The sequence below is a fragment of the Janthinobacterium sp. GMG1 genome (assembly GCF_034427795.1).
Classification (GTDB): domain Bacteria; phylum Pseudomonadota; class Gammaproteobacteria; order Burkholderiales; family Burkholderiaceae_D; genus Janthinobacterium.
The window spans coordinates 293,788-305,605 of the sequence record NZ_JAXQNT010000001.1 but is presented as its reverse complement, the minus strand read 5'-3'; the positions used below and the strand labels follow the sequence as shown (position 1 = coordinate 305,605).

Below are 11,818 nucleotides of genomic sequence, written 5' to 3'. Positions count from 1 at the left end.
AGGTATTTTCCGCTAGCCACAGTCTGATATCACGAAAACGCATAACCTAGCATTGTAAGGCCGTCCGGCGACACAAACGTCCTGAACAGGAAAAACTATCAAATTTTAGATTTCAATTAGTTTTTGTGATGGATCATCGGAGGCGCGCCATAGCGGCAGCGCTTCGACGGCGCGCTCGATATCGTCCATGTCGTCCGCGCCCAGGGTGTCGTCGAACGGTGCGGACAGGATGCTGCGCATCAGCGCCAGACGCGTCGTCGCTTGCTGCGCATCGATGAAGCGCGTCGTCTCCGCGCAATACTGCGCCCGACGCAGGGCATCGGCGCCGTCATCGTCGCCGTCGGGATAATAATGGCGGCCGATGTGATGCAGCGACTGCAGCAGGAATTCGATCTCGCGCAGGATGCGCAGCGCATCCTCGCCGGACAGCACGATGCGGCGGTTGGCGGGCAGCAGGGACGGTGGCGTGGCGGGATGGTCAGCCATGGCGGCATCTTTCTATCAAGGACAAGCCGACAGCCTACGCGATTTTTGCCGCCGGCGACGCCAGCCGCGCTCCCGGCGCGAAGCGCACGGCGATCAGCAATAACAGCACCACGCCGCCCGCCATCACCATCCACGCCTGGGCCAGGCTGGACGAGTGCTGGCGGATCAGGCCGGCGATGAACGGCATGCTGCTGGCGATGATGTAGCCGCCGCCTTGCACAAAGCCCAGCAGCGCGCCGGCGCCGGCCGGGTCACGCACGTGGTCCATGCTGACGATCAGCGACAAGGGGAACAGCGAACCGATACCGCAGCCCAGCAATATCACGGCAGGAATGGCCAGTTGCACGGGCGCCACGATCAGGCAAGCCAAGCCGCCCAGCACGGCCAGCAATACCGACAATAACAGGATGCGGCGGTCGGGAAAGCGGTGGATGACGCTGGAAATCACCAGTCCCGCCAGCACTTCCACCAGCGTCAGGCCACCGAGCAGCAAGCCGCTGTCGGCCGCGCTCCAGCCCAGTTCCGTATAAAACGGCGGTAGCCAGGCCAGCACCAGGGTGTACGCACCCGTGCCGATGCCAAAGAACACCATCAGCAGCCAGGCACGGCCACTGCCCACGGGTAGGCTGGCGCCCGCGCCGCTAGCCACATCCACGCGCGAAGCGGCCGCGCGGCGCCACAGCAGCCCGGCCGCCACGGCGGGCAGCGCCCACAGGGCCAGCAGCGCTTGCCAGCCCCAGCTTTGCGCCAGCGGTGAAGCGGAGGCGGCGGCAATGGCCGCGCCGCCCATGATGCCCGTCGTATAAAAACCCATCAGCTGGCCGGCCCGCGCGGGGAAATGGCGCTTGATGAAGGCAGGCAGCAGCGCCTGCACCAGCGCGATGCCCAGGCCGCCCAGGGCCGCCGTGGCGATCAGGCCGCCGCTGCCATGCAAGGGCCAGCGCAGCGCGCAGGCGGTGGCGATGATGGCGATGCCGATACCGATGCCACGCGCCACGCCCAGCCGGCGCTGCAGCTGCGCGCCCGCCAGCGCGCACACGCCCATGGCAAAGACGGGCACCGTGGTCAGCAAGCCCGCGTCGGCATTGCTGAGGCCCGTGCTGGCCTGGATACTGTCGAGCAAGGGGCCGATGGCGGCCAGGATGGGCCGCAGGTTCAGGCCCAGCAGGATGATGGCGGCCACCAGCAGGGCCGAGGAAGCGGAAGAAGAAGAAGAAGAAGAAGAAGAAGAAGAAGAAGAAGGGGTAGCGGCAGGTCGTGCGGATGGCATGGGATAGTCCTTGCCTCGCTGGGAGGCACATGGTTTAATGCGTCATCAAATATGACTCGATGAAAAGTATCTTAACATAAAGATAGAAATATATTTTGAGGTCAAGATAAATGGAACCCCGATGACAACGACCCCGCAAGAACACACGCGCGCACAATTTGCCGCCGCACAATGGCAGCGCGAACTGCCGCAGATGGATACCCGTGCCATGCAGCTGGTGGGCCAGCTAGGCACGGTGGCGCAGCTGATGGCGCGCGACTGGCTCAACCCGCTGTTTGCCGAACACGGCTTGCAACCGGGCGAATTCGACGTGCTGGCCACCTTGCGCCGCTCGGGCGCGCCCTACAGCTTGACGCCGACGGCCCTGTACGAAGCGGCCATGCTGTCCTCGGGCGGCATGACCAATCGCATCGACCGGCTGGAAGTGGCCGGCCTGATCGAACGCCAGAAGCACCCGACGGACCGGCGCGGCGTGCTGGTGGCCCTGACACCCAGAGGATTGGAACTGATAGAAAAGCTGGTGTTGCTGCACGTGGAGAACGAGCGCGCCATGCTGTCGGCGCTCGGCGCGGACGAGCAGCGCCAGCTCGACCAGTTGCTGGCCAAGCTGCTGCACGGCATGGCGCAGGCGAAGAAAGGCTAGGAAAGCAGGCGCGCCAGCTCGCGCAGCGCCGCATTGCCGCGCCGGGCCAGGCGCTGCAGTTCGGCAGGGTCACGGCTGTCGTACAGGGCCTGGACATGGCGCGCGGCGGCCGCGCGCAAGTCGATATCACTGTCGCGGCGGTCTGGAACATGGGCGTCGGCCACGTTCCCCTCGACCAGGGTCAGATAGTAATGACGGGGCTTGCCGCGCAAGTTGGCGGAAAACTGCAGCACCAGGCCATTCTCGAACAGCAGGGCGCCGCTGCGGCCCCCCTGCTCGAGCAGCACGCGAAACGCCGGCAAAGGCTGCCGCGCCGCGCGCAGGAAGCCGGCCAGGTGCACCTGATCACCGAGGCCCAGGCCATTCGCGACCAGCTGGCCGCGCTGCAGAAACGCCTTGAACAATACGTGCACGGGCCGGCTGGCGCGGCGGAACAGGCGCTCGTCCTCGTACAGGCACAGCTGGTCGACGTCGCTGACGGGATAGAAGCCGTGCGCCACCAGCTCCTGCGCCTCGAAAGTGCTCAGGCCGACGGCTTGCGGGTCGCGCAACCAGCCATGATCGAGCCAGGATTGCAACAGGATGTGAATATCGGAGATGGGCATGGCAAGCGGATCGGCAGTGGCAAAGGCGCCTATTGTAGGCCAGCCTATAATAGCCGGGCCACACCCTCATTCAACGCACAGACTACGCCATGGCCCCACACGACGCGCTTTCCGAATTCGACCTGATCAAACAATATTTCGTGCGCCAGCGCCCCGGCCGCGCCACCCTGGGCATCGGCGACGATTGCGCGCTGCTCACGCCCGGCGCCGGCAAGCAGATCGCCATCTCCTCGGACATGCTGGTCGAGGACCGGCACTTCTTTGCCGGCGCCAACGCCCGCATGCTCGGTCATAAAAGCCTGGCCGTGAATCTGTCCGACCTGGCCGCCATGGGCGCGCGCCCCGTGGCATTCACGTTGGCTCTGGCGCTGCCGCAAGCCGAACGTGCCTGGCTGGCCGGCTTTGCCGACGGCCTGTTTGCGCTGGCCGACGCGTTTAATTGCGAACTCATCGGCGGCGACACCACCAAGGGGCCTTTGAATATCTGCATCACGGTGTTTGGCGAACTGGCGCCGGGCCAGGCCTTGCGCCGCAGCGCGGCCGTGGCAGGCGACGATATCTGGGTCAGCGGCACCCTGGGCGACGCGCGCCTGGCGCTGGCCGGCTACCGCATGGAACAGGAATTGTCGCCAGCCGACCTGGCCACCGCTGGCGCGCGCATGCATATGCCGACGCCGCGCGTGGCGCTCGGTTGCGCATTGGCGGAGCAAGGCCTCGCGCATGCGGCCATCGACATTTCGGACGGCCTGGTGGGCGACCTCGGTCACATATTGAAAGCGTCGCAGGTGGGTGCCACACTCGACGTCGACGCCCTGCCGGCCGGCCCCGTGCTGGCACGGCAAGACACCGCCCTGCGCCGCCGCTACACGGCCGCCGGCGGCGACGACTATGAACTGTGCTTCACGGCGCCAGCGTCCTCGCGCGACGCCATCGCCGCCCTGGCGGCCAGCTGCGGCACGCCCGCCACGCGCGTGGGCCGCATAGAGGCGGAAAGCGGCTTGCGGCTGGTGGATGCAAAGGGGCAACCGCTGGATCTGGCCTTGAGCTCTTTCGACCACTTCAGCGATTGAGCTAGCGCACCGCCACCCGCGCCAGCCCCGGCTGGTTCACCATCCAGTAGTGCTGGAAGGCCAGGCGGATATTGTCGCGCAGCTGGGTATCATCCCACGGCTTCGTATAGAAACGGTAGATGGCGCCCCGGTTGATCGAGTCGAGCACGGCTTCGAGGCCCGTGTAGCCGGACAGGATGATGCGGATGGTTTCCGGGTACAGCTCTTTTACTTTACTGAGAAATTCCGTGCCGCTCATGCTGGGCATGCGCTGGTCGCAGACGATCACGTGCACCCGGTGCAGGGCCAGCATTTCAAACCCTTCGGCCGGCGTGCTGGCCGTGAGGATCTGGTAGCCCTCGGGACGGAACAGCCGGTGCAATGACGACAGCACGTTGACGTCGTCGTCGACGATGAGCAGGGTTTGCGCCGGCTGGGCGGCCGGGTCGTGGCCGGGCGGCAGGCCGGCGCCGGCGACGATCATCTGCCCCAGTTCCAGCGCCGGCAGGGCGCGGCTGAAATAGAAGCCCTGGATCTCGTCGCAGCGGTTGCGCCGCAGGTATTCCAGCTGCGGGCGCGACTCCACGCCCTCGGCCACCACGCTCAGTTTCAGACTGTGCGCCATGCTGACGATGGCCAGCGCGATGGCCGCGTCGTTCGGGTTGCTGGTGATGTTGCGCACGAAGGCGATGTCGATTTTCAGCTTGTCGATGGGGAAGCGCTGCAGATACGCGAGGCTCGAGTAGCCGGTGCCGAAATCGTCGATGGCCACCTTCACGCCGATTTTCTTCAGTTTGCCCAGTACGACAATGGTGCGCTCGGCATTCGACATCAGCGCCGTTTCCGTCAGTTCCAGTTCCAGCAATTCCGGCGCCACGCCATACTGCGCCAGCGCGCGCGTCACTTCGCCTTCCAGGTCGCCTTCGGCAAACTGGCGGCTCGACACGTTCACGGCCACGTGCACTGGTCCCACTTCGCTGTCGCGCCACTCGGCGATCTGGCGGCAGGCAGCCTGGATCACCCAGGCGCCCACGCGCACGATCAGGCCCGTGTCTTCCAGCACGGGCACGAATTCGGCCGGCGCCACCAGGCCGTAGCCGGGACGGCGCCAGCGCAGCAGCGCTTCCACGCCGCTGATACGCCCCGTGCGCAAATCCACCTTCGGCTGGTAGTACAGGATGAACTGATCGTGTTCGAGCGCATGGCGCAGCGCCAGTTCCAGGTCCAGGCGCGCCAGCACCTGCACGTTCATGCCGGCCGTGAAAAAGCGGTAGCCGTCGCGGCCCGCCTGCTTGGCGCCGCCCATGGCCGTATTCGCGTATTTGATCAGGGTTTCCGGGTCGGTGGCGTCGTCCGGATACATGGCGATACCGATGCTGGCCGTCAGGGTGGCCGCATGGCCGCGCAAATCGAACGGCGCGCGCAAGGCTTCGCGCACCTGGTTGGCGACCGCCACGGCTTCCTGCTGGTTGCGGCTCATGGTCAGAATCAACGCGAATTCGTCGTTGCCCAGGCGCCCCACCGTGTCACGCAGGCGCACGCATTCGACCAGGCGGTTGCTGAACTGGCGCAGCAATTCGTCGCCCAGCGCCGCGCCCAGGGTGTCATTGATGCTTTTAAAACGGTCGAGCGCGATGAACAGCACCACGATGCGCCAGCTTTTCTCTTGCGCCAGTTCGACGGCCTGGGCCAGCGTCTGGTAAAACAGGCTGCGGTTCGGCAGCCCTGTCAAACCATCGTAATGGGCCAGGTGCTTGAGGCGCTCCTGCGCCTGGCGCCGTTCGCTGATGTCGCGCGCCACGGCGATCAGCAGCAGGCCGCCCGCGCCAGGGGTGCCAGGATAGCCGCCCGCCACGGGCGCCTGCGCATACCAGTGCCAGCCCAGTTCCACGGGCACCAGGCTCAGGTCGCGCCGCACCAGTTCGCATTCCGTCACTTCCGTGGCCAGGTGGGCCGGGCCGCCTGGCAGCGCGGCCAGGGGCGGGGCCGGCGGTGACGGCAGCAGGGTGCCGGGCGCCAGCGCCAGCAATTCGGCGCGCGCATAGCCGAGCAAACGGCACGCGCCGTCATTGACGTCGACCAGGGTCATGCCCAGCACGTCGACGAGGAAGATGGCGTCGGTGGTGGCGTCCATGGCGCCGCGAAAGCGCTGCAGTTCCGCCGTGCGCTGGCCCACCGTGCGTTCGAGCAAGGTGTTGTAGTGGCGCGCGGCGCGGTGCAGCAACCGCACTTCGAGCATGTTGCGGATGCGCGTGAGCACTTCAAGCGCGTCAAACGGCTTGCTGATGAAGTCGCGCGCGCCCGCTTCCAGCGCCGCCAGCTTGGCGTCCGGGTCGGCGGCGATCACCAGCACGGGCAGATAGCCTTCCAGTTCCAGCGGGCGCAAGGCATCCATCACGTCGTAGCCGCTCATGCCAGGCATCACCAGGTCGAGGATGATCAGGTCGAACTGCTGGCGCTGGTGCAGGCCGGCCACGGCGTGCGCGTCGAGGGTGCTGCTGATGGCCGTGTAGCCGCCGCTTTGCAGCAAATGCTCGAGCAGGCGCAAATTGACTTCCTGGTCGTCGACGATGAGAATTTTCGCCGCATAGATATCGGCCTGGCTGATCATGGCGCGCCTGTTCCCTTCTGCCGGCGCTGCTGCGCCACGTAGGCCAGGGTGCTGTTGATCGCCTCGGTAAATTCATCGAGGTTGATCGGCTTGGTCAGATAGCGGTAGAAGCCCAGCGCCAGGCTGCGCTCGACGTCGCCCGGCATGGCGTTGGCCGTCAGGGCGATGACGGGAATGTGCGCCGTGCGCGGATCGGCACGCAGCAGTTTCAGCGCGTCCGTGCCGTTCACGTGCGGCAGGTTGATGTCCATCAGGATCAGCTGCGGCAAATGTGTACGCGCCATTTCCACGCCCAGGCGGCCATCCGTGGCCGTCAGCAGCTGCAATTGCGGGCAGTAGCGCACGATTTCCTCGACCAGGGTCAGGTTGGCGGGATTGTCTTCCACGTACAGCAAGGTCACGGGCGCGCTGTGCTCGAGCAGCGCGCCGGCCAGGTCCGGCCGCGGCAAGGCCAGCGTGGCGGGTGCGGGCAAGGCATCGACCACGCGCAGCTCGATCCAGAAGGTGCTGCCCTCGCCTGGCGCGCTGGAGACGCCGATGCTGCCATCCATCAGCTCCACCAGGCGCTTGGTGACCACCAGGCCGATGCCGCTGCCTTCTTCCGTGCCGCCTTCCTGCCCCAGCCGGTTGAAAGGCTGGAACAGCAGCGCCACCTGTTCGCCGTCGAGGCCCACGCCCGTGTCGCGCACGCTGATGCGCACCCGCCCGCCCGCTTGCGGCACGCAATCGATGGCCACCTGCCCCCGCTCGCGGTTGTACTTGAGCGCATTCGACAGCAGGTTCAACAGGATTTGCTTGAGGCGCGTGCGGTCGGCCAGTACGTTCAGGGGGCAGGCATCGGGGAAGGCCATGCCGATGCCGCGCTGGCTGGCCAGCGGCGCGATCATGTCGCGGCATTCCTGCAAGATGGCGTCCAGGCCCACGGGTTCCAGCGACAGGCTGACGGTGCCCGATTCCACCTTGGCCAGGTCGAGGATTTCATTGATCAATGTCAACAAATGGCGCCCCGATTTCAGGATATGCCCGGCGAACTCCTTCTTTTGCTCCAGGGTCGACGGCAGGCGGTCGGAACTGAGGATTTGCGCGAAGCCCAGGATGGCGTTGAGCGGCGTGCGCAATTCATGGCTCATCGAAGACAGGAAGGCCGACTTGGCATAGTTGGCGCTGCGCGCCTCTTCCATTGCCATGGCCAGTTCGCCATTCGTCATTTCCAGCTGCACCGTGCGCTCGTGCACGCGCACTTCCAGCTCCTGGTTCAGGCGCATGACTTCCTGCTGCGCCTGGGTGCGCTGCTCGCCTTCGCGCGCCAGTTCGCCGTTCGAGCGCTCCAGCGCCTGCGTGCGCAGCTCGATCTCGGCCAGCATCTTGTTGAAGGAATCGACCAGTTGCGCCACTTCGTCGACGCTGAGCTTGCGCGCGCGGCGCGAATAGTCGCCCGTTTCAATCACTTCGCGCGCCACGTCGGCGATATCGAGGATCGGTTGCGTGATGACGAAATCAAGCCGGCGCAGCAGCAGCAAGGCCACCAGCAGCGCCAGTACCGTCACGCCCAGGGCGATGGCCAGGTAGTCGGCCGTGCGGCCGGCCAGCTCGTAGTCGGCGCGCAAATACACGGTGCCCAGCAGTTCGCCATTGTCGACGATGGGCTTGAACAGCTCCACCGAACTGCCGGCGATGCTTTCGCCTTCCTTGCCCACCTTCGCCGGCAGCTCGCCCACACGCTCATTCGCGCGGTAGCTGGCGAACAGGCTGCCATCGGCCTTGTACAGGGCGCCGGCCGTCACGCGCGGGCGGATGCGCATCAGGTTGAGGTTTTCCAGCGCCAGGCGCTCGTCGTCGAAGGCCAGCGCGGCCGAACTCATGTGCCCCAGCAGCTCGGCCTGGGTACTGATGTCGGCCACCAGGTTGCGGTGGTAGGCGCGCAAGTCGTAGACGACGATGGTGCCCAGCGAAATGACGAGGGCCACCAGGGTCGTCAGCAAGACCACCGACATCAGCTTGTGGCGGATGGAACGCAGTCTGATCATCTAGGCGCCTCCCGTCTGCACGCGGTAGGCGGCCAGCAGCATGCGCGCGCTGATGCGGATATGCGCCTGCGCCACGGGTTTCAAGGCCACGTCGAAGCGGACCTTGTCTTCGGCCATTACAAAATTGATCATGCTGCCCATCGCGTAGACCTCATCCGAATCGGACACCGTCAACAACGCCAGGCCACGGCTGGCGGCCAGCATCTCCTGCAGCGCCGGTTTCTCCAGCGCGCCCAGGTACAGCACGTGCAGCCCGGCCAGCGTTTCGCCGCGGCGCACTTTTTTCACCTGCACGGCGCGGCCGTTGACGCTATGCCCGGCCACGCTCTGTTCGAGCTGCTCGGCCAGCGCATCGGCGCCCGCCACGCCGATCACCAGCGGAGATTCGGGCCGGGCAAAGCTGCCGTCGGGCCATTCGACAAAGCCGGCAAACTTGTACAGATACGCGGCCTTGACCTGGCGTTCCAGCTCCCCCGGCACCTGTGCCCGCGCATCGGCGCACAGCACGCCAAGAAGCAGCAATAACCAGCCCAAGCGGAGAGAGCGGCGGCCAGCGCCGCGCGCGGGGCGGCGCAGGGGGCCAGGATGACGCCACCAGGTCCAGTTCAGAATTACCATGACAACCGAGTAAAGATATTGCAATCCGAAGGCGCGGCACCATGCCGCTTGCCTGTTCGAGCGATGCGCACCTGGGTGGCGCAGCGACAGAGCGCCTGCCGGCCCGAAGTGGTAGCAAATGTATAAAAGAGTGTACGCATTTTCGCTGTGACCGGGGAAAGTTTCTTTTACCGTTGACCATGCTACAGTCTTGCCACCATTTTCACCGCATGCAGGAGTCATCCATGAGCAACGAACTCGCCTCTCTCTCCACCGCCGTCGGCCTGGCCTTGCAGGCGAAGGGCTGGCTGCTGGCCACGGCGGAATCGTGCACGGGCGGCGGCGTGGCGCAAGCCGTCACGGATATTTCAGGCTCGAGCGCCTGGTTCGAACGGGGCTTCGTCACCTATTCCAACGGGGCCAAGACTGGCATGCTGGGCGTGCCCGCCACGCTGATCGCCGCACACGGCGCCGTCAGCGAGGAAGTGGCCGCTGCCATGGCGCAAGGCACCCTGGCCCACAGCGAAGCCCAGGTGGCCGTCTCGACCACGGGCATCGCCGGTCCCACGGGCGGCGTACCGGGCAAGCCCGTCGGCACCGTCTGTTTCGGCTGGGCCATGGACGGGCGCGCGCAGACGCAGCGGCTGGTGTTTGCGGGCGACCGGCAAGCCGTGCGCGAGCAGGCCGTGGCGCACGCCCTGCGCGAACTGCTGCGCTTTATCCAGTAGCATCGGCGATGCAGGCGCGGTCGCGGCCCGCCTGCTTGGCCGCATACAGGGCGCTGTCGGCGCGCATCAGCAATTCGTGGCGGCCGGCGCCGTGGCGCGGGTATTCCGCGATGCCGGCCGAAAAGGTGCAGCCCGTCAAGCTGTGCGGCGCCTGCTGGATCAGCAACTGGCGGTAGCGCGCGGCGATATCGTCGATCTTGTGCGCCGCGATGAGGCTGTCGGCTTCGCGCAACAGCAGGCAGAATTCCTCGCCGCCATAGCGACACAGCATGTCGCTGCCGCGCAACTGGCCTTCCACCAGGCGCGCGAACTGGATCAGCACTTCATCGCCAAAGTTGTGTCCGTAGGTATCGTTGACGCGCTTGAAAAAATCCAGGTCGATGATGGCGATGGCCACGGGCGCATCCGCATCGGCCTCGTGCAGGATGGCATTGAGACACGTTTCAAAATGGCGGCGGTTGTACAGGCCCGTCAGGTGGTCGCGCATGGCCTGTTCCTTCAGGCTGTCCTGCAGGGAATTGACGTGCAGGATCTGGTGCGCCAGCTCTCGGTTCAGGTGCTCGAGCTTGGCGTTTTCCGTCTCGCGCGCCGCCTGCAGTTCCAGCGCCTTGTCGCGCTCGGCCTTCAGGCTGTGCATTTCCTTTTCCAGGTTGCGCATCAGGCTGCGCGAGGCGCGCGCCGACTTGCTGCTGGCCTCGTAGGCGGCCTGGTATTGCTGCAAATAGCCATACGCGGCCTGCCATTCTCCCAGCTGGGCATTGATATCGGACAAGCCGCGCAAAATCTGCTGCTGGTGAAACGGATTGCGCGTCCAGCTCAGCAGGCTGTGCGCCTGCGTCAGCGAGGCCAGCGCCTGCGCCGTCTGGCCCGCGTGCAGGTCCAGCTTGCCGCGCACCAGCCACGCATGCATCTGCTCTTCCAGGTCCTGGCCCCGGCGCGCATATTCTTCGGCCCGCAGCAGCAATTGCAGGGCGCTCTCGGGCTGGCGCAGCAGGATGGCCGCGTGGGCGGCGATGCAGAACAGGAAGGCGCGCACGGCCAGGTCTTCTTCCGGCCACTCGTAAAACGGCTCCACCAGCGCCAGCGCCTCGGCCGGCTTGCCGGTGGCTAATAAACACATGGCCAGGTTGGCCGAGACGATGGTTTGCTGGTATTTGAGTTTTTGCGTGCCGATGATCTCGAGCGCCTCGACCAGCAGGGGAATCGCGTCCTCATCGTTGCCCAGGTCATGCTGCGACGAGGCCAGGTTCGACAGGCTGTTGACCCGGTGCGCGGGGCTGCCGAAACGCTCGGCAATGTCGAGCGCCAGCAAAAAGTTGCGCGGGCCGTCCTGCGTATCGCCACGGTTCAGGGCATCGACGCCCAGGCGCGCGTACAGCATGAATTTGTGCAAGGAATCGGGTATCTGCGCGGCCTGGCTGCGCGCCTGCAGGAAATGCTGCTCGGCATCGGCAAAATCGCCGCGCCGGCTCGCATACGCGCCCTGCAGGGCAGCCACTTCCATGCCCCCTTCCAGGTCGCCGCTGTGCTGGAAATACGCGCCCAGACGTTCGCACGACGGTTCGGCCTCGCCCGCGTAATACGCCAGCCAGCAATGATTGAGTTCCGCATACGCGCCGCCGCGCGCATACTGTTGCCGTTGCGCCGCCGCCAGCGCCATCTGCGCCAGCCGGCGTGCCTGGCGGCGGTTACCGACCAGGCAAGACAGGGCTTGCTGATTCAGACGGTCAATGTCGGCTTTATCGAGACTGGAGATCGGCACTGCGTCCTCGTTCACACTCTGGGGTGGATTTTTCACACAA

The 11,818-nt window shown here is 65.6% G+C and carries 10 protein-coding genes; 3 read left to right on the top strand and 7 right to left on the bottom strand.

Translation table 11 applies throughout. The features are described 5' to 3' along the window. Window positions 1-105: 105 nt before the first annotated feature. Together SJI03_RS01465 and SJI03_RS01460 are read right to left on the bottom strand one after the other, a co-directional pair. Window positions 106-486, bottom strand: coding sequence for a hypothetical protein (locus tag SJI03_RS01465; RefSeq protein WP_199534210.1), 381 nt, complete (start codon window positions 484-486; stop codon window positions 106-108). 34 nt (window positions 487-520) lie between these two features. Beyond that, window positions 521-1,756, bottom strand: coding sequence for an MFS transporter (locus tag SJI03_RS01460; RefSeq protein ID WP_322426019.1), 1,236 nt, complete (start codon window positions 1,754-1,756; stop codon window positions 521-523). Between the two features lie 121 nt (window positions 1,757-1,877). On the opposite strand from SJI03_RS01460, the gene SJI03_RS01455 reads away from it, so the two are divergent. Further along, window positions 1,878-2,399 (top strand): MarR family transcriptional regulator, encoded by a 522-nt coding sequence (locus SJI03_RS01455; protein WP_322426018.1) that lies wholly within the window; start codon window positions 1,878-1,880, stop codon window positions 2,397-2,399. Here the strand turns inward: SJI03_RS01455 and SJI03_RS01450 are convergent. Then, on the bottom strand, window positions 2,396-3,004 hold the full coding sequence (locus SJI03_RS01450; protein ID WP_322426017.1) for a hypothetical protein: 609 nt from the start codon (window positions 3,002-3,004) through the stop codon (window positions 2,396-2,398). The genes SJI03_RS01455 and SJI03_RS01450 overlap by 4 nt on opposite strands. A gap of 89 nt (window positions 3,005-3,093) precedes the next feature. On the opposite strand from SJI03_RS01450, the gene thiL reads away from it, so the two are divergent. Further along, window positions 3,094-4,074 carry a thiamine-phosphate kinase gene (thiL, locus tag SJI03_RS01445; protein ID WP_322426016.1) on the top strand — a complete coding sequence of 327 codons (981 nt, stop codon included), beginning with the start codon at window positions 3,094-3,096 and terminating at the stop codon, window positions 4,072-4,074. A 1-nt stretch (window position 4,075) separates the two neighbouring features. On the opposite strand, the gene SJI03_RS01440 is transcribed toward thiL, so the two are convergent. From SJI03_RS01440 to SJI03_RS01430, 3 genes are read right to left on the bottom strand one after another with little or no spacing between them, the layout of a single operon-like run. Continuing rightward, window positions 4,076-6,664: an EAL domain-containing protein gene (locus SJI03_RS01440; protein ID WP_322426015.1), complete on the bottom strand. Its 2,589-nt coding sequence runs from the start codon at window positions 6,662-6,664 to the stop codon at window positions 4,076-4,078. After that, window positions 6,661-8,691, bottom strand: coding sequence for an ATP-binding protein (locus SJI03_RS01435; RefSeq protein ID WP_322426014.1), 2,031 nt, complete (start codon window positions 8,689-8,691; stop codon window positions 6,661-6,663). Before SJI03_RS01435 ends, SJI03_RS01440 begins: the two co-directional genes overlap by 4 nt. Next, entirely contained in the window at window positions 8,692-9,309 is a 618-nt protein-coding gene (locus SJI03_RS01430) for a YfiR family protein (protein ID WP_158301069.1), read from the bottom strand. A gap of 224 nt (window positions 9,310-9,533) precedes the next feature. Between SJI03_RS01430 and SJI03_RS01425 the strand changes: the two genes are divergently transcribed. Continuing rightward, window positions 9,534-10,016, top strand: a complete 483-nt coding sequence (locus SJI03_RS01425) for a CinA family protein (RefSeq protein ID WP_322426013.1) — start codon at window positions 9,534-9,536, stop codon at window positions 10,014-10,016. Here the strand turns inward: SJI03_RS01425 and SJI03_RS01420 are convergent. Beyond that, window positions 10,006-11,778 (bottom strand): diguanylate cyclase, encoded by a 1,773-nt coding sequence (locus tag SJI03_RS01420; protein WP_322426012.1) that lies wholly within the window; start codon window positions 11,776-11,778, stop codon window positions 10,006-10,008. The genes SJI03_RS01425 and SJI03_RS01420 overlap by 11 nt on opposite strands. Window positions 11,779-11,818: the final 40 nt, after the last annotated feature.